19 protein-coding genes and 4 tRNA genes are annotated in these 22,415 nt (G+C 71.9%); 14 read left to right on the top strand and 9 right to left on the bottom strand.

Going from position 1 to position 22,415, the window contains the following annotated elements; all coding sequences use genetic code 11:
- Positions 1-27 precede the first annotated feature (27 nt).
- The 3 genes from ACFY0O_RS36585 to ACFY0O_RS36575 are packed head-to-tail and all read left to right on the top strand — an operon-like array spanning position 28 to position 2,611.
- Positions 28-1,275, top strand: coding sequence for a hypothetical protein (locus ACFY0O_RS36585; RefSeq protein WP_388955142.1), 1,248 nt, complete (start codon positions 28-30; stop codon positions 1,273-1,275).
- Between the two features lie 9 nt (positions 1,276-1,284).
- A complete protein-coding gene (locus ACFY0O_RS36580; RefSeq protein WP_388955140.1) occupies positions 1,285-2,076 on the top strand; it encodes a sterol carrier family protein in 792 nt (263 codons plus the stop codon).
- Between the two features lie 37 nt (positions 2,077-2,113).
- Entirely contained in the window at positions 2,114-2,611 is a 498-nt protein-coding gene (locus ACFY0O_RS36575; protein WP_388955137.1) for an META domain-containing protein, read from the top strand.
- Between the two features lie 10 nt (positions 2,612-2,621).
- On the opposite strand, the gene ACFY0O_RS36570 is transcribed toward ACFY0O_RS36575, so the two are convergent.
- Both ACFY0O_RS36570 and ACFY0O_RS36565 read right to left on the bottom strand, forming a co-directional pair.
- The gene (locus ACFY0O_RS36570) at positions 2,622-4,046 is read right to left on the bottom strand and encodes a sulfatase-like hydrolase/transferase (RefSeq protein WP_388955134.1); all 1,425 of its coding nucleotides are present in this window, start codon (positions 4,044-4,046) and stop codon (positions 2,622-2,624) included.
- Between the two features lie 116 nt (positions 4,047-4,162).
- Entirely contained in the window at positions 4,163-4,258 is a 96-nt protein-coding gene (locus tag ACFY0O_RS36565; RefSeq protein ID WP_388955132.1) for a putative leader peptide, read from the bottom strand.
- 146 nt (positions 4,259-4,404) lie between these two features.
- Here ACFY0O_RS36565 and purF point away from each other — a divergent pair, with 146 nt between their 5' ends.
- Both purF and purM read left to right on the top strand, forming a co-directional pair.
- Entirely contained in the window at positions 4,405-5,922 is a 1,518-nt protein-coding gene (gene purF, locus ACFY0O_RS36560; protein ID WP_358891638.1) for an amidophosphoribosyltransferase, read from the top strand.
- A 118-nt stretch (positions 5,923-6,040) separates the two neighbouring features.
- A complete protein-coding gene (gene purM / locus ACFY0O_RS36555) occupies positions 6,041-7,111 on the top strand; it encodes a phosphoribosylformylglycinamidine cyclo-ligase (protein WP_388955129.1) in 1,071 nt (356 codons plus the stop codon).
- 111 nt (positions 7,112-7,222) lie between these two features.
- On the opposite strand, the gene ACFY0O_RS36550 is transcribed toward purM, so the two are convergent.
- Both ACFY0O_RS36550 and ACFY0O_RS36545 read right to left on the bottom strand, forming a co-directional pair.
- Complete coding sequence (locus tag ACFY0O_RS36550) at positions 7,223-7,486, bottom strand: DUF3073 domain-containing protein (RefSeq protein ID WP_358891639.1); 264 nt, start codon at positions 7,484-7,486, stop codon at positions 7,223-7,225.
- Between the two features lie 310 nt (positions 7,487-7,796).
- Positions 7,797-8,915 carry a Leu/Phe/Val dehydrogenase gene (locus ACFY0O_RS36545; protein ID WP_388955127.1) on the bottom strand — a complete coding sequence of 373 codons (1,119 nt, stop codon included), beginning with the start codon at positions 8,913-8,915 and terminating at the stop codon, positions 7,797-7,799.
- A gap of 223 nt (positions 8,916-9,138) precedes the next feature.
- On the opposite strand from ACFY0O_RS36545, the gene ACFY0O_RS36540 reads away from it, so the two are divergent.
- The gene (locus tag ACFY0O_RS36540; RefSeq protein WP_358891641.1) at positions 9,139-10,008 is read left to right on the top strand and encodes a hypothetical protein; all 870 of its coding nucleotides are present in this window, start codon (positions 9,139-9,141) and stop codon (positions 10,006-10,008) included.
- A gap of 610 nt (positions 10,009-10,618) precedes the next feature.
- Entirely contained in the window at positions 10,619-10,825 is a 207-nt protein-coding gene (bldC, locus tag ACFY0O_RS36535) for a developmental transcriptional regulator BldC (protein ID WP_003949541.1), read from the top strand.
- Positions 10,826-11,373: 548 nt separating this feature from the next.
- Here bldC and ACFY0O_RS36530 read toward each other — a convergent pair.
- Both ACFY0O_RS36530 and hrpA read right to left on the bottom strand, forming a co-directional pair.
- A tRNA-Asp gene (locus ACFY0O_RS36530) sits at positions 11,374-11,447 on the bottom strand.
- 69 nt (positions 11,448-11,516) lie between these two features.
- Complete coding sequence (gene hrpA / locus ACFY0O_RS36525) at positions 11,517-15,440, bottom strand: ATP-dependent RNA helicase HrpA (RefSeq protein WP_388955124.1); 3,924 nt, start codon at positions 15,438-15,440, stop codon at positions 11,517-11,519.
- Between the two features lie 111 nt (positions 15,441-15,551).
- Between hrpA and ACFY0O_RS36520 the strand changes: the two genes are divergently transcribed.
- Genes ACFY0O_RS36520 through ACFY0O_RS36510 form a run of 3 tightly spaced genes read left to right on the top strand, consistent with a single transcriptional unit; the run spans position 15,552 to position 17,720 of the window.
- Positions 15,552-16,079, top strand: coding sequence for a hypothetical protein (locus ACFY0O_RS36520; RefSeq protein ID WP_388955122.1), 528 nt, complete (start codon positions 15,552-15,554; stop codon positions 16,077-16,079).
- Positions 16,080-16,128: 49 nt separating this feature from the next.
- A complete protein-coding gene (locus ACFY0O_RS36515; RefSeq protein WP_388955120.1) occupies positions 16,129-16,878 on the top strand; it encodes a DsbA family protein in 750 nt (249 codons plus the stop codon).
- The gene (locus ACFY0O_RS36510) at positions 16,875-17,720 is read left to right on the top strand and encodes a cytochrome c biogenesis CcdA family protein (RefSeq protein ID WP_388955118.1); all 846 of its coding nucleotides are present in this window, start codon (positions 16,875-16,877) and stop codon (positions 17,718-17,720) included. Before ACFY0O_RS36515 ends, ACFY0O_RS36510 begins: the two co-directional genes overlap by 4 nt.
- Positions 17,721-17,760: 40 nt before the next feature.
- On the opposite strand, the gene ACFY0O_RS36505 is transcribed toward ACFY0O_RS36510, so the two are convergent.
- The 3 genes from ACFY0O_RS36505 to ACFY0O_RS36495 all read right to left on the bottom strand — a co-directional run bounded on the left by ACFY0O_RS36505 (position 17,761) and on the right by ACFY0O_RS36495 (position 18,041).
- Positions 17,761-17,834: transfer RNA gene (locus ACFY0O_RS36505), tRNA-Phe, on the bottom strand.
- 22 nt (positions 17,835-17,856) lie between these two features.
- A tRNA-Asp gene (locus ACFY0O_RS36500) sits at positions 17,857-17,930 on the bottom strand.
- Positions 17,931-17,968: 38 nt separating this feature from the next.
- Positions 17,969-18,041, bottom strand: a tRNA-Glu gene (locus ACFY0O_RS36495).
- 126 nt (positions 18,042-18,167) lie between these two features.
- On the opposite strand from ACFY0O_RS36495, the gene ACFY0O_RS36490 reads away from it, so the two are divergent.
- The 4 genes from ACFY0O_RS36490 to ACFY0O_RS36475 all read left to right on the top strand — a co-directional run.
- Positions 18,168-18,518 (top strand): metallopeptidase family protein, encoded by a 351-nt coding sequence (locus ACFY0O_RS36490; protein ID WP_358891646.1) that lies wholly within the window; start codon positions 18,168-18,170, stop codon positions 18,516-18,518.
- The gene (locus tag ACFY0O_RS36485) at positions 18,515-18,994 is read left to right on the top strand and encodes a fluoride efflux transporter FluC (protein WP_388955115.1); all 480 of its coding nucleotides are present in this window, start codon (positions 18,515-18,517) and stop codon (positions 18,992-18,994) included. The genes ACFY0O_RS36490 and ACFY0O_RS36485 overlap by 4 nt, the downstream gene beginning before the upstream one ends.
- Entirely contained in the window at positions 18,991-19,365 is a 375-nt protein-coding gene (locus ACFY0O_RS36480) for a fluoride efflux transporter FluC (RefSeq protein ID WP_388955112.1), read from the top strand. Before ACFY0O_RS36485 ends, ACFY0O_RS36480 begins: the two co-directional genes overlap by 4 nt.
- A gap of 1,050 nt (positions 19,366-20,415) precedes the next feature.
- A partial coding sequence (locus tag ACFY0O_RS36475) for a DEAD/DEAH box helicase (protein ID WP_388955109.1) occupies positions 20,416-22,415 on the top strand: 2,000 nt, incomplete at its 3' end.

Raw genomic sequence — 22,415 nt, 5'->3', positions numbered from 1 at the left:
GCTTCCGGACGGTTCGAGGGGCACCATGTGCAGATCCTGCCGGACCGGGGGCCGTGGCGTAACCGGTGGAACGCGCTCCTGTGCGCGGTCTGCGCCGCCGGGATCGTGCTGAGCGGATGGTCGCTGCACGGCTCCTGGCAGAAGTGGCAGGACCGCCGGGGGAGCCGGGCGGCCATCGAGGCGGGCTGCGACGGGTTGGTGGACCCGGCCGCCGTCCTGGGCCTGAACGGCGGCACCGACCGGGTGGAACCCGCATGGCGTGGGCACCGCCTCGAACTGGGCCGCGTGCCCGGCACGTGCGGTTTCGACAGGGTCCGTGAGACGGACGGCCGGACGGAACGCTCGGGCCACTTCTCCCTCACCGTCCACCCCCTGCCGCAGCAGGGGCCGCCCTACCTGCACGAGATCGGCGTCGACGACGCACCGTTCGGCGAGAGGCACTTCCGCACGGACGAGGACGCCACCGCGCGGGTGGACCACGCCGGCCGGACCCCGCTGGGTGACGGCCGGCTCGGCGACCACGGGCGCAGGAGCGTCACCGTCACGGCCCGCTGCGAGGCACCGGCCGCGACCTCCCCGACATCGGTGCTGGTCACGGCTGCCGGAGCGTACGAGGAAGAGCCGACGGACGCCGACCTGCGGGCACTGGCCCGGATGGCCCGTGGCGCGGCTGCGGACGCCGCGCGGCGGCTGGGCTGCCGGGCCGCGCTGCCGGAGCTGGCCGCCCGGCTCACCAAGCCCTCCCTCGACCTCGGCCGGGCCGAGGAGGGCCGGGGTACATGCGGCTGGTACGCCTCACTCCTGCAGGGCGGCGCGGATCGCCGGAGGCTGCCCGACCGGTCTGCCGGCGCGCCGACCGCCGTCGCGAGCCGCGGCGAATCCTGTGTGCTGGCGATGAGCCCGGACGGCGTCCGGCGAAGCTTCCCGCAGCTGAGCCGCGACGAACGGGGAGACGACGACCTGGGCGACGTACTGATGTCGCGTCCGTGGTGGATACACACCCAGTCCTACTTCGGCGACGACGCCGAGGCGACCGTGATCGGCGCACGCGGCGCACAGGACGACGCCCGCCCCGTCATCCTGCGGGGCGCGGGACGGGACGGTCACGTCCTGTACGCCTCCGCCGTGTGCTCGGGTCGGCCCGCCGTCTTCACGATGGACATCGCCCCGGGATACGACAGGGCACTGGGCGGCCGTACGGCCGAGCTGTTCAAGGCCTACGCCGCGGAAGCCGCCGCACGTCGGGGCTGCACCGGGCTCGGCCTCCCCCAGTAGGGTCGGGGCATGGCGCCCGTGAAGAAGAAGACGCGTACCTACGACCAGGCGAAGATCCGTGCGGCCGTCACCGCCCAGTTCGGGCATGTCGCCTCGGCCGTGCGGGAGTTGGGGGACGCGGAGTTCGCTCGGCCCAGTGGGGTCGGGGAGTGGAGCGTCGGGGAGCTCGCCGGGCATGTCGCCTGGATCGCGGACTCGCTGGCCGCGGGGCTGGCCCGGCCGCCGGCCGCCGTCGCCGAGCTGAGCGCCGTCGAGTGGCCCTTCGCCACCGCCTCCCTCGCCGGGAAGATCTCGGAGGCCGCCCGGGAGACCCTCACCGGCGCCCCCGTCCCGGAACTGTTCGAGCGGGCCGGCGCCCGGATGGCCGAGGCGCTGGAGGCCGGCCCCGGCAGCCGGGTCCTGCACCTGTGGATCGGGGACATGACCCTCGCCGACTTCCTGGTCACCCGGACCGTTGAGCTCGTGGTCCACACCGACGACCTGAACCGGGCCACCGGCCTGGACATCCCCCTGGACCGGCAGGCGCTGGCCGCCTGCACCCGGCTGCTCGCCGACGCCCTCGCGGTGAAGGCGCCCGGCGGCTCGGTGGAGGTCCGGATCCCGCCGTTCGCGGTGGTCCAGTGCGTCGAGGGCCCCCGGCACACCCGCGGCACCCCGCCCAACGTCGTCGAGACCGACCCGCTGACCTGGCTCCGGCTCGCCACCGGCCGCACCGGCTGGCCCGAGGCCCTGGACGCGGCCGCGGTCCGCGCCAGTGGCGAGCGGGCCGACCTGTCCGGGCTGCTGCCCCTGATGAGCTGAGGCGGAACCGGACCCTGCCCGGGCCCGTCCCAGGGGCATGCGAATCCCCAGGCACCCCGCCGGCCCCGTCGCCGCAGGGCTGGTCCTCGTACTGGCCGCGCTGACCGGCTGCACCGGGGCCCCGCAGGACGGGAGCGGCCCGCCGGTGACCGGGCGGATCACCTCCACGCCCCCGGAAGCGGACGCCCCGCTGACCGTGACCGGCTGGACCGTGACCGCCCTGGACGGGGCCCCCGTCCCCGCCGCGGCGGCCGGCCGGGCCCGCTTCACCCTCGCCCCCGACGGCACCGCCGGCGGCAGCCTCGGCTGCAACCGGTTCAGCGCCCCGGCCGCCGTCGAGGGGGCCACCGTCACCTTCGGCCCGGTCACCAGCACCCGCATGGCCTGCGAGGGACCGGCCGGCGAGGTCGAGCGGACGATGACCCGGCTGCTCGGCGCGGGACCGCTCACCTGGAAGGTCCAGGGGCGCACCCTCACCCTCACCGCCGCCGACGGGCAGGGCCTGACCGCCGAGGCGGGCTCCGCCGCCGAGTGAGCGGGACGGCTCAGGACGGGTACGGCAGGAGCGTGGCGTCCGTGCGCTCCCAGGCCGTGCGCAGCTCCGCCAGCCGGGCCGGTTCCGCCGCCGCCCGGTCGGCCTGCTCGCGCAGGTCCCCGGCCAGGTCGAACAGCTGGTCGCGGCCGGACTTGCCCCGGTAGTACTTCCAGTTCCCGCGCCGCAGCGCCCGCTCCCCGCGCACCCGCCAGAACAGGTCCCGCTCGGCCGGCGTCTCCCCGCGCAGCAGGTACCCGGCCAGGCTCACCCCGTCCAGCGGGTAGGCCCGGTGCGGCCGGGTCCCGGCCACCTCCAGCAGGGTCGCCGTCCAGTCCGGGCTGAACAGCGGGACCCGGCTGACCTGGCCGCCGTCGATCCGGGCGGGCCAGCGCAGGATGTTCGGGACCCGGATGCCGCCCTCCTGGAGGGAGGCCTTGTTGCCCGAGAGCGGCCAGTTGTACGAGAAGCGCTCGCCGCCGTTGTCGCTGCCGAAGACGACCAGGGTGTCCTCCTCCTGCCCCGAGCGCTTCAGGGCGTCCAGCACCCGGCCCACCGAACGGTCCAGGTCCTCGACCATCTGCTTGTACTTCTCCACGGAGCCGCCGTCCTGGTGCCACAGCGCCCGCGCGTCGCCCGCCTTGATCCGCCGGACGATCTCGGCGCTCTGCGCGGTGTCCCCGTCGGCGATCCACGGCCAGTGCGGGGTGGTGAAGTTCAGGTTCAGCAGCCACGGCTTGCCGTGGTGGTCGCGGGAGACGTACTCGCTCGCCCGCTCCGTGATGATCCGCGTGTAGTAGCGCAGGTCCTTGTACTCGGCGTCGCCCTCGTACAGGTCGTACTCGCCGGCCAGGCCCAGCTTGGAGTAGTACTCCAGGGCCCCGCCGAAGTTCCCGAAGAACTCGTCCCAGCCCGATTTGGTCGGGCCGTAGTCCGGCAGGTAGCCCGCGTGCCACTTGCCGATCAGCGCGGTGGCGTACCCGGCGTCGCGCAGCAGCGAGGCCAGCGTCGGGTGCGTCGGGTCCAGGCCCACCGTCCGGTCCGCGATCGGCTCGGCCAGCCCGCCCTTGGTACGGGCCGGGTAGCGCCCGGTGTAGAGGCTGAACCGGGTCGGGGAGCAGGTCGCCGAGCCCGCGTAGGCGTCGGTGAACCGGACGCCCTGGCGGGCGAGCCGGTCCAGGTTCGGGGTCTTGATGTGCGGGGAGCCGTACGAGGACAGGTCGGCCCACCCCAGGTCGTCGCCCAGGATGAACAGGATGTTGGGGCGGCGCGAGCCGCGGCCGCTCGCGGCCCGGAACTCACGCTCCTGGGGACCCCCTCCGGGGCCCTCCGCGGCCTGCGCCGGACCGGCGCCCAGCCCCACGGCGGCGGTCGCCGCGGTCGCTCCGACGGCGCCCCCGAAGGCACGACGGGACAGCTTGCTGTTGTACGAAGACACGAATACTCCAGGACAAGGCTCGGCGGCCCTCGGCCCGGGCGCGCACGGGACGGCGCGCGGCACGGCGGGGCGGGGCACGGCGGAGCGAAATCAGGAAAAGGGAGGAAGAGTTGTGGCTACGCGCAGCAACGACACATGGCGCTCGCGACACGGACCAGGTCCACGTGTCGGCGCTCGACGAGGGTGACGGCACGGTCACCGAGGGGCTGCATGGGGCGAGAGCCTGTACGAATTCCCTCGTAGGTGTCAACAAAAGATCGAATGGCGAGACGGAGGCGTCCGGTCACCCTCTGTGCTGTGACATTTCCCGGCCCTCCCCAATTCGGACCAGTGGTCGATCTCGCCTACACTCGGGGACGTGCCTCGTGGTGATGGACGACTCAACCACGACCTGCTCCCCGGCGAGAAGGGCCCCCAGGACGCTTGCGGCGTCTTCGGTGTCTGGGCTCCGGGTGAAGAGGTCGCCAAGCTCACCTACTTCGGACTGTATGCGCTGCAGCACCGCGGACAAGAGTCCGCGGGAATCGCTGTGAGCAACGGTTCCCAGATCCTCGTCTTCAAGGACATGGGCCTCGTTTCCCAGGTCTTCGACGAAACCTCCCTCGGATCCCTCCAGGGTCATATCGCGGTCGGTCACGCCCGCTATTCGACCACCGGAGCGTCCGTCTGGGAGAACGCTCAGCCCACCTTCCGGGCGACCGCCCACGGCTCCATTGCCCTGGGTCACAACGGCAACCTGGTGAACACCGCCGAGCTCGCCGAGATGGTCGCCGACCTCCCCCGTCAGGACGGCCGCGCCACCCAGGTGGCGGCCACCAACGACACCGACCTGGTGACCGCCCTCCTCGCCGGCCAGACCGACGACGAGGGCAAGCCCCTGACCATCGAGGAGTCGGCCGCCAAGGTCCTCCCGCAGGTCAAGGGCGCCTTCTCGCTGGTCTTCATGGACGAGGGAACCCTCTACACCGCCCGTGACCCGCAGGGCATCCGCCCGCTGGTCCTCGGCCGCCTGGAGCGCGGCTGGGTGGTCGCGAGCGAGACCGCCGCCCTCGACATCTGCGGCGCCAGCTTCGTCCGCGAGGTCGAGCCGGGCGAGCTCATCGCGATCGACGAGAACGGCCTGCGCACCTCGCGCTTCGCGGAAGCGAAGCCCAAGGGGTGTGTGTTCGAGTACGTCTACCTGGCGCGCCCGGACACCGACATCGCCGGCCGCAACGTCTACCTCTCGCGCGTCGAGATGGGCCGGCGCCTCGCCAAGGAAGCCCCGGTCGAAGCCGACCTCGTGATAGCGACGCCGGAATCGGGCACGCCCGCCGCCGTCGGCTACGCCGAGGCCAGCGGGATCCCGTACGGCTCCGGCCTGGTCAAGAACGCCTACGTCGGCCGGACCTTCATCCAGCCCTCGCAGACGATCCGCCAGCTGGGCATCCGCCTCAAGCTCAACCCGCTCAAGGAAGTCATCCGGGGCAAGCGCCTCGTCGTCGTCGACGACTCGATCGTCCGCGGCAACACCCAGCGCGCCCTCGTGAAGATGCTCCGCGAGGCCGGCGCGGCCGAGGTCCACATCCGGATCTCCTCGCCGCCGGTGAAGTGGCCGTGCTTCTTCGGCATCGACTTCGCCACCCGGGCCGAGCTGATCGCCAACGGCATGACGGTCGACGAGATCGCCACGTCGCTGGGCGCCGACTCGCTCTCGTACATCTCGCTCGACGCGATGATCGAGGCGACCACCATCCAGAAGCCCAACCTCTGCCGTGCCTGCTTCGACGGCGAGTACCCCATGGACCTGCCCGACCCGCAGCTCCTGGGCAAGCAGCTCCTGGAGAACGAGCTCGCGGGCGGCACCGACGCCGCCGACGCGCTCCGCCGCCCGTAGGCCCGTGGGCCGGCCCTTCCCGGGCCGGCCCGGCTCCACCTGCGCCGCGCCCTGTCTTTGAGGCTTCTCCCGGGGCCCGGCACCACACGCAGCAACGACACGAAAGCTCTCGCCTGTCATGACTGAGAAGACCACCGGGGCCAGCTACGCAGCCGCCGGCGTCGACATCGAAGCGGGCGACCGCGCCGTCGAGCTGATGAAGGAGTGGGTGAAGAAGACGCAGCGCCCCGAGGTCCTCGGCGGCCTCGGCGGCTTCGCCGGCCTCTTCGACGCCTCCGCCCTCAAGCGCTACGAGCGCCCCCTGCTGGCCTCGGCCACGGACGGCGTCGGCACCAAGGTGGACATCGCCCGCCAGATGGGCGTCTACGACACCATCGGCCACGACCTGGTCGCCATGGTCATGGACGACATCGTCGTCTGCGGCGCCGAGCCGCTCTTCATGACGGACTACATCTGCGTCGGCAAGGTCCACCCCGAGCGGGTCGCGGCCATCGTCAAGGGCATCGCCGAGGGCTGCGTCCTGGCCGGCTGCGCCCTGGTCGGCGGCGAGACCGCCGAGCACCCGGGCCTGCTCGGACCGGACGACTTCGACGTCGCGGGCGCCGGCACCGGCGTGGTCGAGTACGACCGCCTCCTGGGCGCCGATCGCATCCGTACGGGGGACGCCGTCATCGCGATGGCCTCGTCCGGCCTTCACTCGAACGGGTACTCGCTCGTCCGGCACGTCCTCTTCGACCGCGCCGGGATGTCCCTCGACCGGCACGTCGAGGAACTCGGCCGCACCCTCGGCGAGGAGCTGCTGGAGCCCACCAAGATCTACTCGCTGGACTGCATGGCCCTCACCCGCACGGCCGAGGTCCACGCCTACTCGCACATCACCGGCGGCGGCCTCGCCGCGAACCTGGCCCGGGTCATCCCGGACCACCTGCACGCCACGGTCGACCGCTCCACCTGGACCCCCGGTGCGATCTTCGACCTGGTCGGCAAGGCCGGGGACGTCGAGCGCCTGGAGCTGGAGAAGACCCTGAACATGGGCGTCGGCATGATGGCCGTGGTCCCGCAGGAGTCGGTGGACGTGGCCCTGACCGCACTGGCCGACCGGGGCGTCGAGGCCTGGGTCGCCGGCGAGATCCTGGACCGGGGAGACCACGCCGAGGGTGCGACCCTGACCGGCGACTACGCCGTCTGAGCAGCGCTAAAACCCGGTCCGGGGCATGGCCCTGGACCGGGTTTCGGCGTTTTCGGCTTTCAGCCAGCAAGAGCTGGGCTGTGCAGCCGCTCACTGCAGAGGTGCTGTGCGTCAAGCCCCGCGACGGTGCGCCGTCGGACCGGACTCTTCGTCCTCGTCCTCGTCGTCATCGCTGTTGTACAGCTCCGCGTACTTGGCGTACGGGTCGTCGTCATCCAGATCGTCATCGACTTCGACCGGCGCGCTGATAGGCAGCGGCTCTGTCGGCGATGCGCCCAGCTCATTGGCCAGACGCGAGAGGTCAGTCCCGCCGCTGTTGTACTTCAGCTGGCGGGCGACCTTTGTCTGCTTGGCCTTGGCCCGGCCGCGCCCCATGGCTCGACCCCCTCGGTGACGGGGCTCGACGGCCCCAGAGTCTGACACGCGTTCATGGTTCGGAGCGGGCTCTCCGTGGAGAGACCGTCCGTAGGGGTTTAACGGTACCTGCTTCCGCGGCCATACGGTACGCCGCCCGCATGACGTGCCTCTCCACAGAACCAGCGGGACACCCCGTACTCGCTGGTCAGCTGCGATATTAACGCTTTCCTGGCCGCCGACCCGCCGAAGCGCAGTGAGTTCCGTCTCGCCGCGCTCCGGCGGGTCACCGGCACGGGTCCGTTCGGCGTCTGCCCGGACCCCGGCGGGGCTATGCCTTGCGGGCCGCGGCGCGCGCGGCGAGGGCGTCGGCCATCCGCTGCTCGGCGATCCGGTCGGCCGCGGCGGCCGGCGGGATGCCGTCTTCCTTCGCACGTGCGAATATCGCCAGCGTGGTGTCGAAGATCTTCGACGCCTTGGCCTTGCACCGGTCGAAGTCGAAGCCGTGCAGCTCGTCGGCGACCTGGATCACGCCGCCCGCGTTGACCACGTAGTCCGGGGCGTAGAGGATCCCGCGGTCCGCGAGGTCCTTCTCGACGCCCGGGTGGGCCAGCTGGTTGTTGGCCGCGCCGCACACGACCGAGGCCGTGAGCACCGGGACGGAGGCGTCGTTCAGGGCGCCGCCCAGCGCGCAGGGGGCGTAGATGTCGAGCCCCCCCATGGACTCTGCGCGGATCAGGGCCTCGGTGTCGGCGACGGCGCTGATCTTCCCTTCCGGGTGGAGGCCGAGGACCTCCTGGACCGACTCCTCGCGGACGTCGGTGATCACGACCTCGGCGCCGTCCTCCAGCAGGTGGCGCACCAGGTGCTTGCCGACCTTGCCGACGCCCGCGACGCCGACCTTGCGGCCGCGCAGGGTCGGGTCGCCCCACAGGTGCTGGGCGCTGGCGCGCATGCCCTGGAAGACGCCGAACGCGGTGAGCACCGAGGAGTCGCCGGCGCCGCCGTTCTCGGGGGAGCGGCCGGTGGCCCAGCGGGTCTCGCGGGCGACGACGTCCATGTCGGCGACGTACGTGCCGACGTCACAGGCGGTGACGTAGCGGCCGCCGAGGGACTCCACGAAGCGGCCGTAGGCCAGCAGGAGTTCCTCGCTCTTGAGGACGGCCGGGTCGCCGATGATCACGGCCTTGCCGCCGCCGAGGTCGAGACCGGCGAGGGCGTTCTTGTACGACATGCCGCGCGAGAGGTTCAGCGCGTCGCGGACGGCCTCCTCGTCGGAGGCGTACGCGTGGAAGCGCGTGCCGCCGAGGGCGGGGCCCAGGGCGGTGGAGTGGATGGCGATGACGGCCTTGAGTCCGGTGGCCCGGTCCTGGCACAGCACGACTTGCTCGTGGCCGCCCTGCTCACTGCGGAACAGGGTGTGCAGGACGCCGTCGGTCATTTCGGTCACGGTGGTGACTCCCATGGAAGAGATGCGGCGGAAAAGACGCCCGCCCTGCGGGTGGGGGAGGGCGCACTGGGAGCAGAGTAAGACCTGTGGCGGGCGGCGGTGGCCGTTGTCCGGGGATCGGAACGCCCGGGGTCCGGCCGCTGGTCCGGCCCGGTTCCCGGATCGCCTTGCCGGACCGCGAGTTGGAGGTGAACCGGGCCGCCAAAGCGGGGAGGACGAGGGGGTGAGCGAATCCCCCGACCTCCGGCCGCCGTCGGCGCGACCCGCGCCGACGGTCCCGTACGCGTCCTACCTGCGGGTCTACGAGCCCCTCGGCTCCTTCCCGGAACCCGAGCGCACGCACTGGGCGGCGTACGCCCGGCGCGGGCCCGCGCCGACCGCCCAGGATGAACTGCGGCGGTCCCTGTCCGACTTGGTCCGGGTCCCGGTGGTCGGGGTGCCGGCGCACGAGAGCGGGGACGCGTTCACCGCCGAGGTGGACGGGGTGCTGCTGGTGTGCCCGTGGCGGACCCGGCTGCGCGGGTGGCTGGCCCTGGAGGAGCTGGTGGCGAACTTCCCGGCGCCGGTGCTGGACGCGGCGCTGCCGCCCTCGGCCCGGCGCAGGGCCGCCGCGGAGTACGGGGCCTGGCGGGAGCGGAACCCCGACGCGCGGCCGTGGATCCGGACCGGGGTGTGGCAGGTGCCGCTGCGCTGGTTCGTGCTGGTGGCGGACGAGGAACGCGAGTACCTGCCGGGCGAGCGGCTGCGCTACCGGACGCCGATGGTGCAGGCGCGGCGCCGGCTCGCGCGGGGGCTGCGGACGCTGCGCGAGGCGGAGGGGCGGGGGCGGCCGGGGTACGGGCCGCTGGCGGAGGGGCTGGCGGAGGTCGGGCGCTGGTTGGAGGAGTTCCACCCGAGGTCGATGGTCGAACTGGACTACGGCGGGCTGCTCCACGCCCTCCCGGCTGACGGACTGGCCGCGGACCGGTCGGCGCGCGACCTCGCGGAGGGGATCGCGGCCCTCCGGGCGGGGGACGAGGAGGGTGCGGCGGCGGTGTACGGGGAACTGGCCGGGCGCTGGAGGGTGGTGAGGGAGAGACTTTTCGCGAACTAGAGGCAGCCTTGACCCTTTCCGGAGGCGGGGTCTGCGTAGATCATGGATGCACCTGTTCGGAACCCGTTCGGACGCTACGCGTATCGCCCGTATCGGTCATGATCGGCCGAATGGCCCACAAGTCGCAGATCAGGGGCTTGATCACGGTATTAGGGTCTTTGTTCCAGGACCTACGTCCCGATCCGGGCCATTGGCTCAAGCGTGACGGACTGCACTATCCACACCCTTGCGCCCATCCCCTATCCTCATGCCAAAATAGGACAAGGAGTCCGGGGAGGGTTCCTTCCGCCCAACTAAGGGCGGAATGCTCGGTATTGCACTCTATGGGGGGTCTGACGACTCCTGATCGCTCTGTGACTGATCGTCACAGTGGGGTGACTGTCCGTTATAGGGCGGTCCATCGGCTTCCGCCGCTGATGAACACCTCGGAGGGCAATTCCATCGGTTTGGCCGTCGAGGCTGGACGGATGGTGTAGTTGTAGTGCCGAGGACAAGCCGTTCGTCCTATAACCGACTCGGCCTGCGTCTGTCCATTTCGGGCAACGCGGGCCAAGGTGCAGAATTTAGAGGAAAGAACCGAGATGGTTCGGTTCTCCCGAGGAGGCCGCTCATGACCGCTCGCACCCCTGATGCCGAGCCGCTGCTGACCCCGGCTGAGGTTGCCACCATGTTCCGCGTGGACCCGAAGACGGTTACCCGCTGGGCCAAGGCCGGCAAGCTCACGTCCATCCGCACCCTGGGTGGACACCGCCGTTACCGCGAGGCCGAGGTTCGCGCACTGCTCGCGGGAATTCCGCAGCAGCGCAGCGAGGCCTGAGGTCCCGCAGCACCACCGCTTTAAAGGGTGTGTATCGGATCCCCCAATCCGATGAACCCACACAGCTTCACACGGCAGGGCCTGCCCCAACAGGCACAGTCGTCGATCGCGCTGGACTCCGCCGGGTCCAGCGCGATTTTTTTGTGCCCGGAACCCCCCTGCCCGGGTGGGTGCCATTGCACATATTAAATCGAGCGTGCGTAGGGCTCCGATAAACGTGCGAGTCTCAAAAACTCGTGTGGTGACTCCCGTCACACCTGATGACTCTTGTACATCCGGCAATGCGCCTCGTAAAGGGACGTCCCGTACAGAGCGCCTCGCGCGAACGGGTGCCGAGCTTCCAGGGCGGCCCTGGAGGGCTCGCGGGGGTGAGGGTGGTCCCAGGAGGTCGGGACGGGCGGCCGGGGCCCTCTGAGGGGCCTCCAGGGGCATCGTGAGCCCCGCGTGATCATGAAGTGGCGGAGCGCGTCCGCGAAGGGCCGTCCCATGGGACCCGACAACGCGTCAGGGCCCGAATCCCTTGCGGAATACGGGCCCTGACGTTTCTGCGAACCTGACGGGACTTGAACCCGCGACCTCCACCTTGACAGGGTGGCGAGCTAACCAACTGCTCCACAGGTCCTCGTTCGCTGCCGATCGCTCGGCTGCGAGTCAGACTGTACAGCAGGTCAGGGGGTGCGGTCGAACCGGATCACGGAGCGAGGGCGTCCACCGCCTTCACGATGCGCTTGTCGGAGATCGGGTACGCCGTCCCCAGCGCGTGCGCGAAGTAGCTGACCCGCAGTTCCTCGATCATCCAGCGGATCTCGGTGACCTCCTCCGGCACGGGCCGCCCCTTCGGCAGCTGCTCCAGCAGCCACAGGTACTCGTCCCGCATCTCGTGGACCTTCTCCATGCGCGTGGTGTCGCGCTGGGCGCCCGTCGGCATCTGCTGGAGCCGCCGGTCGGCCGCCACCAGGTAGCGCATCAGGTCCGGCAGCCGCTTCAGTCCGGTCAGCGTCACGAAACCGGCCGGCATCAGGGCCGCCAGCTGCGCCTTCACGTCCGCGACGTTCGCCATCAGGGCCAGGCTGTTCGTGGCCTTCAGACGCCGCTCGCAGGCCTGCCAGGCCGCCAGCACCTGCTGCACCTGCGCGACGGTCCGCACGGTGGTGTCCACCAGGTCGGCCCGGACCTTGTCGAACAGCCGGCGGAAGCCCGCCTCGTCCCAGGCCGGACCGCCGTGGTCGGCGATCAGCTTGTCGGTGGCCGCGGTCGCGCAGTCGTCGAACAGCGCCTGGATCGAACCGTGCGGATTGCGCGACAGGGCCAGCTTCTGCTGGTTGGTCAGCTTGTCCGAGGCGAACTTCGCCGGGTTCACCGGGATGTTCAGCAGGATCAGCCGCCGGGTGCCCAGCCACATCGCCCGCTGCTGCTCCGCCTCGGTGTCGAAGAGCCGCACCGAGACGCTCGTCCCCTCGTCGACCAGCGCCGGGTAGGCCTTCACCGGCTGGCCGGCCCGCCGGGTCTCGAAGACCTTCACCAGGGAGCCGATCGTCCAGTCGGTCAGCCCGGTGCGCTCCACCGACTCCCCGCCCGCCCGCTCGGCGGTGGCCGCGGCGGCCTTGGACAGGGCCTGGCGGGCCTTGGGCTTCAGCTGGAGCCGCAGGGCCTCCAGGTCCTTGGCCTCGGCGAGCTTGCGCCGCCGCTCGTCGACGATCCGGAAGGTGATCTTCAGGTGGTCGGGGAGCCGGGAGAGGTCGAAGTCCTCCGCCGAGACCGGCACCCCGACCATCCGCTGGAGCTCGCGCGCCAGCACCACCGGCAGCGGCTCCTGGAGCGCCGGCGGCTTCTCCAGGAAGCGGGACGCGTAGTTCGGCGCGGGAACGTAGTGCCGTCGGATCGGCTTGGGCAGTGAGCGGATCAGCTCGGTGACGACCTCCTCGCGCAGACCCGGGATCTGCCAGTCGAAGCCCTCCTCGGTGACCTGGTTCAGCACCTGGAGCGGGATGTGCACGGTCACGCCGTCCGCGTCCGCGCCCGGCTCGAACTGGTAGGTCACCCGGAACTTCAGCTGCCCCTGCCGCCAGGAGTCCGGATAGTCGGCCTTGGTGACCCCGGCGGCCTTCTCCGTCAGCAGCATCTCGCGCTCGAAGTCGAGGAGTTCGGGCTCCTCGCGCCGCTTGTGCTTCCACCAGGAGTCGAAGTGCGCCCCCGACACCACGTGCTCGGGGATCCGCTGCTCGTAGAAGTCGAACAGGGTCTCGTCGTCCACGACGATGTCGCGGCGCCGCGCCCGGTTCTCCAGCTCCTCGACCTCGGTCAGCAGCTTGCGGTTGTCCGCGTAGAACTTGTGGTGGGTGCGCCAGTCGCCCTCGACCAGCGCGTTGCGGATGAACAGCTCGCGCGAGACCTCGGGGTCGATCCGGCCGTAGTTGATCTTCCGCTGGGCGACGATCGGCACCCCGTACAGGGTGACCTTCTCGTACGCCATCACCGCCGCCTGGTCCTTCTCCCAGTGCGGCTCGCTGTACGTGCGCTTGGTCAGGTGCTGCGCGAGGGGCTCGACCCACTCCGGCTCCACCTTGGCGTTGACCCGCGCCCACAGCCGCGAGGTCTCCACCAGCTCCGCCGACATCACGAACTTCGGCTGCTTCTTGAACAGCGCCGACCCCGGGAAGATCGCGAACTTCGCCGACCGCGCGCCCAGGTACTCGTTCTTGTCGGTGTCCTTCAGGCCGATGTGCGACAGCAGACCCGCCAGCAGCGAGACGTGGATGTTCGTCTCGGCGGCGTCGGCCTCGTTGACGTGGATGCCCATCGTCTTCGCGACCGTGCGCAGCTGGGCGTAGATGTCCTGCCACTCCCGGATGCGCAGGAAGTTCAGGTACTCCTGCTTGCACATCCGGCGGAAGGAGGACGAGCCGCGCTCCTTCTGCTGCTCGCGGACGTAGCGCCACATGTTCAGGAAGGACAGGAAGTCGCTCGTCTCGTCCTTGAACCGGGCGTGGTTCTGGTCCGCCTGGGTCTGCTTGTCCGACGGGCGCTCGCGCGGGTCCTGGATCGACAGGGCCGCCGCGATGACCATGACCTCGCGGACGCAGTTGTTCTTGTCCGCCTCCACGACCATGCGGGCCAGGCGCGGGTCCACCGGCAGCTGGGAGAGCTGCCGGCCCATCGCCGTGAGCCGCTTCTTCGGGTCCTTCTCCGCCGGGTCGAGCGCGCCGAGCTCCTGGAGCAGCTGGACGCCGTCGCGGATGTTGCGGTGGTCCGGCGGGTCGATGAAGGGGAACTTCTCGATCTCGCCGAGCCCGGCTGCGGTCATCTGGAGGATGACGGAGGCCAGGTTCGTCCGCAGGATCTCCGCGTCCGTGAACTCCGGCCGGGCGTTGAAGTCGTCCTCGGAGTACAGCCGGATGCAGATGCCGTCGCTGGTACGGCCGCAGCGGCCCTTGCGCTGGTTGGCGCTGGCCTGGCTGATCCGCTCGATGGGCAGCCGCTGCACCTTGGTGCGGTGGCTGTAGCGGGAGATGCGCGCCGTGCCCGGGTCGATCACGTACTTGATGCCGGGGACCGTCAGGGAGGTCTCGGCGACGTTGGTGGCCAGCACGATCCGGCGGCCGGTGTGGGGCTGGAAGACCCGGTGCTGCTCGGCGTGCGAGAGGCGGGCGTAGAGCGGGAGGACCTCCGTGAAGCGGAGCTTCTTCTTGATCAGCGCGTCGGCGGTGTCGCGGATCTCCCGCTCGCCGGAGAGGAAGACCAGGATGTCGCCCGGGCCCTCGCCCTGGAGCTCGTCGACTGCGTCGCAGATCGCGGTGATCTGGTCGCGGTCGCTCTCCTCGCTGTCCTCCTCCAGCAGCGGCCGGTAGCGGACCTCGACCGGGTACGTCCGCCCGCTGACCTCGACGATCGGGGCGTCGCCGAAGTGGCGGGAGAACCGCTCGGGGTCGATGGTCGCGGAGGTGATCACGACCTTGAGGTCGGGGCGCTTGGGGAGCAGCTGGGCCAGGTAGCCGAGCAGGAAGTCGATGTTGAGGCTGCGCTCGTGGGCCTCGTCGATGATGATCGTGTCGTAGGCGCGCAGCTCACGGTCCGTCTGGATCTCGGCGAGCAGGATGCCGTCGGTCATCAGCTTGACGAAGGTCGCGTCGGGGTTCACCTGGTCGGTGAAGCGGACCTTCCAGCCGACGGTCTGCCCGATTTCGGACTTCAGCTCCTCGGCGATGCGCTCCGCGACCGTGCGGGCGGCGATCCGACGGGGCTGGGTGTGCCCGATCATGCCGCGGAGGCCGCGGCCCAGCTCCATGCAGATCTTGGGGATCTGCGTGGTCTTCCCGGAGCCGGTCTCGCCCGCGACGATCACGACCTGGTGGTCGCGTATCGCCTCGGCGATCTCGTCCTTCTTCTGGCTGACGGGAAGGTTCTCGGGATACGTGACCTCCGGCATGCGCGAGGCGCGGCCGGCCAGTCGCCCGGCGGCCTTCTCGGCCTCCGCGGCGATCTCGTCGAGCACGGCCTGCTGGGCCTCGGGCTTGCGGATGCGGCGGGCGCCTTCGAGGCGGCGGCCGAGGCGGTGCGCGTCGCGGAGGGAGATCTCACCGAGAAGCGTCTGCAGGGCGGCGAAGGAAGTAGACATACCTGGTCGAGGATCTCACCTGCGCCCGGCGGGTGGCGAACGCATTTGTGCCCCTCCCCGTACCATTTCGGGACGAGTCCCCCAGTTCGGCGAGTGAGAGGCAGCCCACCCTTGTCCTGCCGCCGCCGCCCGTACCCGTGGGCCGCCGCCCTGTGCGCGGTGGTGGCGGGCCTGCTGTCCCTCGCCGTCGCCCTGGCCGGCCCGCCCCGAGGCCCGGCCGCCACCCCCGCCACCCATCCCGGGCCTTCCCAGGCCGGGCCTTCTCAGCCCGGGTCCGCCCAGGGCGGGCCGTCCCAGGCCGGGGTCGCCCAGCCCGGGGCCGCCCAGGCCAAGTCCGCCCAGGCCGGGGCCGCTCGGCCCGGGTCCGTGGAGGCCGGTTCCGGCCGGGGCGGGGCCGTGGAGGTCGGGTTCGGGGAGGGCGGGCCGGGGCGGGGGTCCTCCTGTGCGCCCGGCTCCGGTGGGGCCGGGACCGAGCCCGCCGTCCCGGTCCGGGCCGGGCACGAGCACGGGTCCGTCCTCGTGGCGCGGGCCCTGCCCGACGGGGTGCGGGCGCAGCGGGCCGAGTGCGTACGGGTGCCCGTGCGCGGGCCCGACCAGCGGGCGCCGGGGCCGGTGGAGCTGAACGTGATGCGGGTGTAGGGGAGCCGGTCCGCCGGTTCCCCCGTACGTCCCGCTCAGGAGCACCCGTATGCCCACCTCCCGCACGTCCTCCCGCAAGCCCCTGCTGTACGCCGCCGGCGTCGCCGTCGCGGCGATCACCCTCGGCCTCGTCTCCTGGCAGGCCACCGCGCCCAAGGACGAGGCGCGCCGCCCGGCCGCCAGCGCCTCCGCCTCCGCGTCCGACGCCCCGGACGCACCCGACGCCTTCGCCGAGCTGAAGGCGCTCGCCCGCCGCGAAGCCGGCGACAGGCTCGCCGTGGGCCGCACCGACGCGCCCGTCGTCCTGATCGAGTACTCCGACTTCAAGTGCGGCTACTGCGCCAAGTTCGCCCGGGACACCGAGCCCGAACTGGTGAAGAGGTACGTCGCCGACGGCACCCTGCGCATCGAGTGGCGCAATTTCCCCATCTTCGGCGCCGAGTCGGAGGCCGCCGCCAAGGCCGCCTGGGCCGCCGGGCAGCAGGACCGCTTCACCGCCTTCCACACCGCCGCCTACGCCGAGGGCGCCAAGGCCAAGGGCTTCGGCGAGGACCGGCTGCTCGAGCTGGCCCGCGAGGCCGGGGTCCCCGACCTGGACCGCTTCAAGGCCGACATGGCCGGCGAGCAGGCCGCCACCGCCCTGCGCCGCGACCGCGAGGAGGGCTACCGCATCGGCGTCCAGTCCACCCCCTCCTTCCTCGTCAACGGGCAGCCCATCGCGGGCGCCCAGCCCCTCGCCGCCTTCACCACGGCCATCGACCGGGCCAAGGCGCAGGCGAAGCCGAAGGACGGGCGGTGAGCGGCGGCATCGGGTACGCCGCCGCCCTCCTCGGCGGCCTCCTCGCCCTGCTCAGCCCGTGCAGCGCGCTGCTCCTGCCCGCCTTCTTCGCGTACTCCGTCGACTCCCGCTCCCGGCTCCTCGCCCGCACCGGCATCTTCTACGCGGGCCTCGCCACCACCCTCGTCCCGCTCGGGGCGGCCGGCTCGCTCGCGGGCCGGTTCTTCCACTCCCACCGCGACCAGCTCGTCCTGGCCGGCGGCTGGCTGATCATCGCCCTGGGCCTGGCCCAGATCCTCGGCCTCGGCTTCGCCCCCAGGCGGCTCTCCGAGCTCTCGGGGCGGATCCGCCCGACCACCGCCCTGTCGGTGTACGCGCTCGGCGCCGTCTACGGGCTGGCCGGCTTCTGCGCGGGCCCGATCCTGGGCAGCGTGCTGACGGTGGCGGCGGTCAGCGGCAGCCCGGTCTACGGCGGGCTGCTGCTGGCGGTGTACGCCCTGGGCATGGCCGTACCGCTGTTCGTGCTCGCCCTGCTCTGGGAGCGCTTCGACCTGGGCCGGCGGCGCTGGCTGCGCGGCCGCGCCCTGCGCGTGGGGCGCCTGGAGCTGCACACGACCTCGCTGCTGTCCGGGCTGTTCTTCATCACCCTGGGCGCCCTGTTCCTGGTCTACGACGGGGCGAGCGCGCTGCCGGGGCTGCTGGACGTCGACGACTCGTACGCGGTCGAGGAGCGGGTCGGCGCCGTCGCGGACGCCGTACCGGACTGGGCGCTGCTCGGCCTGGTCGCGGCGGGGGCGCTGGCCTTCGGACTGCTGCGCCGGCGGCGTTCGGTGCGCGAGGAGGCGGCGGAGAAGGAGGAGTGAAACGCGGAAGGCCCCGTCCGGAGACGGGGCCTTCCTCTTGTGGCTGGGGCCGGGGTCGAACCGGCGACCTATCGCTTTTCAGGCGATCGCTCGTACCAACTGAGCTACCCAGCCACGAGACTGTTTCCAGCCTCAGCGATCCTGACGGGACTTGAACCCGCGACCTCCACCTTGACAGGGTGGCGAGCTAACCAACTGCTCCACAGGACCTGGTGTGTGCAAGAACAAGTCTTGCACATGGTGTTGCGTACCCCCAACGGGATTCGAACCCGTGCTACCGCCTTGAAAGGGCGGCGTCCTGGGCCACTAGACGATGAGGGCTAAAGGCCCGCCGGGCACTTTTCAGCGCGTCGGGGACGTGAGAAGCATATGGGATCGGAGGAGGTATCGCCAAAACGGTTCCCGCCCGGCAGGGGGAACGGCCTGCGCGGGGGCGACAATGGCCGGGTGCTGGAGATGACGCGCGAGGAGTTCGAGGAGCTCGTCGCAGAGGCCCTGGACCGCATCCCCCCGGAGCTGACGCGGCTGATGGACAACGTGGCGGTCTTCGTCGAGGACGAGCCGCCGGCCGGCGATCCCGACCTGCTCGGCCTGTACGAGGGGACCCCGCTCACGGAGCGCGGCGAGTGGTACGCCGGGGTGCTCCCCGACCGCATCACGATCTACCGCAACCCCACCCTGCGGATGTGCGAGGACCGCGAGGCCGTGGTCGCCGAGACCGAGGTGACGGTGGTCCACGAGATCGCCCACCACTTCGGCATCGACGACGCGCGCCTGCACGCCCTGGGGTACGGGTGACCCGGCCGCTGACGGGGGCGGAGGCGATCGACCCGGACGTCGACCTCCACGTCCCCGCCCAGCGCGCCGAGCCGCAGGGCCGCGTCGTCGCGGCGGTGGCCGCCGGCGGGGCCCTGGGGGCGTGCGCGCGCTACGCGGTGGCGCTGCTGTGGCCGGCCGCGGCCGAGGGCTTCCCGTGGGCCACCTTCTGGACCAACGTGGCAGGCTGCGCGTTGATCGGCGTGCTGATGGCGCTGATCAGCGAGGGCGGCCGGCGTTCCCCGCACCCGCTGCTGCGGCCCTTCGCCGGCACCGGGGTGCTCGGCGGGTTCACCACCTTCTCGACGTACGCGACGGACTTCTCGCGGCTCCTGGACGCGGGCCGGGCCGGGCTCGCGCTGGCGTACGCCGGGCTGACCCTCGTGGGCGCGCTGGGCGCGGTGTGGGCGGCGGCGTCGCTGACCCGGCTGGCGCTGCGCGGGCGGAGGGCCGGGTGAACTGGTTGCTGGTGGTGGCGGGCGCGGTCGTCGGGGCCCCGCTGCGGTACCTGACCGACCGGTTCGTGCAGGCGCGGCACGACTCCGTCTTCCCGTGGGGGACCTTCGTGGTCAACGCGGGCGCCTGCCTCGTGCTGGGGGTGCTGAGCGGGGCGCTGCTGGCCGGCGCCGCGTCCTCGCGGACGGCGCTGCTGCTGGGGACGGGGCTGTGCGGGGCGCTGAGCACGTACTCGACGTTCTCGTACGAGACGCTGAGGCTGGCCGAGCGCGGCTGGAAGTTCCTCGCCGCGGCCAACGTGGCGGCCTCGGTGCTCGTCGGCCTGGGCGCCGTGACCCTGGGCTCGCAGGTGGCGCGGCAGCTGTTCGCCTGACCCGGCGCGGCGGCCGGGCCGGCCCGCCCGCGCCGTCCGGCTTACTCGCGCAAGGGGCGTGTCTCTTACGGGGTAAAGGGAGTTGGGCTCATTGACCCGCTCACCGCGGACCCCGCCCCGCGCCCCGGAGGTGCCCCCGTGCGCCCGTTGCCCGCTTCGCTGTCCACCACCCTCAGACTGGCCGTCTCCGCCCTGGCGGTCGCGGCGACCGCGGGCTGCATGAGCGTCGGGGAGGACGCCGCGAAGCCGGGGCCGGCCGCCTCGGTGGGCGGCAAGGGGCCCGGCGGGGCGGGCGCGGCCGCGGGTGCCGGGCACGGCTCCGGGATCCACGGCAACGGGCACGGGGTGAAGGACGGCACCCCGCAGGACGGGAAGTCCGGCGAGCCGGGGAAGGCCTCCGGGGCGACCGGGGGCACGCCGACCCCCGGCGCCCCCGCGGGCCGGCCGGGCCAGCCCTCGCCGTCGGCCGGTCCCGGGGGCGGGGCCGGCGGGCAGGGGGGCCAGGTGCCGTCCGGGGGCGGTTCCGGGTCGGGGTCGGGTTCGGGGTCCGGTGCGGGTGGTTCCGGGTCGGGATCCGGGTCGGGAGCCGGGGGGTCCGGTTCCGGGTCGGGGTCGGGTGGCGCGGGCGGTTCCGGTGGGGCCGGCGGGTCCGGGTCGGGCGGTTCCGGGGGGTCCGGATCCGGGGGGTCCACGCCCGGCGGAGGGGAGAGCTCGCCCCCTGTGACGCAACCCACTCCGAGCGAGCCGCCCCCCGCCTCACCTGGGCCGAGCGTGGCCTGAGGGCGGGGGAACGGGGGTGTCGCGACCCCGCTCGGAGGGGGTTCCGCAGGAACGACTTGCCAGACCCCCGGGGGGGTGCGTATGGTTATAGATCGTTTGATCCCATTGCCCGGCGCCGAATCCGAAGAGCGCCGTGTGGCGCGTACTCTCCCTAGCCGTGGCTGACCGCATTGAGGCGGTCGATTTGCGATTCACGGAGTTTGGGCGCGTGCCGAGACTCCGGAAGGTTTCGCATTTCGCATGTCCATTTCCAGTTCTGACCGTTCCGTCATGCCCGAGAACGACTCCACCGAGATCGTCGACGCCGTAGAGGCCCTTGTGGTCACCGAGGCCATGGAGGCCGCGGAGGCGAACGAGATCATCGAGGCGCTCGAGGCCGATGTGACGGCCGACGAAGTCGACTCGGACCTCCACTCCGACGAGGACGCCGACGCCGACGCCGAGCCCACGATCACCTTCGCGGACCTCGGTCTGCCCGAGGGCGTCGTGCGCAAGCTCGCGCAGAACGGCGTCACCACCCCGTTCCCGATCCAGGCCGCCACCATCCCGGACGCCCTGGCCGGCAAGGACATCCTCGGCCGCGGCCGCACCGGCTCCGGCAAGACCCTCTCCTTCGGTCTGCCGACCCTGGCCCGCCTGGCCGACGGCCACACGGAGAAGAAGAAGCCCCGCGCCGTCATCCTCACCCCGACCCGCGAGCTCGCGATGCAGGTCGCGGACGCCCTCCAGCCGTACGGCGACGTCCTCGGCCTGAAGATGAAGGTCGTCTGCGGCGGTACCTCCATGGGCAACCAGATCTACGCCCTGGAGCGCGGTGTCGACGTCCTCGTCGCCACCCCCGGCCGTCTGCGCGACATCATCAACCGCGGCGCCTGCTCCCTGGAGAACGTCGAGGTCTCGGTCCTCGACGAGGCCGACCAGATGTCCGACCTGGGCTTCCTGCCCGAGGTCACCGAGCTGCTCGACCAGGTCCCGGCCGGCGGCCAGCGCATGCTCTTCTCCGCCACCATGGAGAACGAGATCGGCACCCTGGTCAAGCGCTACCTGTCGAACCCGGTCAGCCACGAGGTCGACAGCGCCCAGGGCAACGTTACGACCATGACCCACCACGTCCTCGTCGTGAAGCCGAAGGACAAGGCCCCGGTCACGGCCGCCATCGCCGCCCGCAAGGGCCGCACCATCATCTTCGTCCGCACCCAGCTGGGCGCCGACCGCATCGCCGAGCAGCTCGTCGAGTCCGGCGTGAAGGCCGACGCGCTGCACGGCGGCATGACGCAGGGCGCCCGTACCCGCGTCCTGGCCGACTTCAAGGACGGCTACGTCAACGCGCTCGTCGCCACCGACGTCGCCGCCCGCGGCATCCACGTCGACGGCATCGACCTGGTCCTCAACGTGGACCCGGCCGGCGACCACAAGGACTACCTGCACCGCTCGGGCCGTACCGCCCGCGCCGGCAAGTCGGGCGTCGTGGTCTCCCTGGCCCTGCCGCACCAGCGCCGCCAGATCTTCCGCCTGATGGAGGACGCGGGCGTCGACGCCTCGCGCCACATCGTCGGCGGGGCCGGCGCCTTCGACCCGGAGGTCGCCGAGATCACCGGTGCGCGCTCGCTCACCGAGGTCCAGGCAGACTCCGCGAACAACGCCGCCAAGCAGGCCGAGCGCGAGGTCGCCGACCTGACCAAGCAGCTGGAGCGCGCGACCCGTCGCGCCGCCGAGCTGCGCGAGGAGGCCGACCGCCTCGTCGCCCGCTCCGCCCGCGAGCGCGGTGAGGACCCGGAGGCCGCCGTCGCCGAGGTCGTCGAGGCCGCCGAGGCCGAGCTGGCCGCCGCCGTGGCCGAGCAGGCCGCGCAGGCCGCCGCCCAGGAGCAGCGCGACAACCGCCGCGACGACCGCGGCAACTTCGAGCGCCGCGACAACCGCCGCGACGACCGGGGCGACCGCGGTGACCGCGGTGACCGTGGTGGCTTCCGCCGCGACGACCGCCGCGACGACCGTCCCTCGGGCGGCTTCCGCCGTGACGACCGTCCGTCGGGTGGTTTCCGTCGTGACGAGCGTCCGTCGGGTGGCTTCAACCGTGACGACCGCGGTGACCGTGGCGGCTTCCGCCGTGACGACCGTCCGTCCGGTGGTGGCTTCCGTCGTGACGACCGTCCGTCGGGTGGGTTCCGCCGCGATGAGCGTCCGTCGGGTGGCTTCAACCGTGACGACCGCGGTGACCGTGGCGGCTTCCGCCGTGACGACCGTCCGTCCGGTGGTGGCTTCCGTCGTGA

The sequence above is a fragment of the Streptomyces sp. NPDC001594 genome (genome assembly GCF_042893675.1).
Classification (GTDB): Bacteria; Actinomycetota; Actinomycetes; order Streptomycetales; family Streptomycetaceae; genus Streptomyces.
The sequence above is the reverse complement of the archived record's forward strand: the minus strand, read 5'-3'. Positions and strand labels throughout refer to the sequence as shown.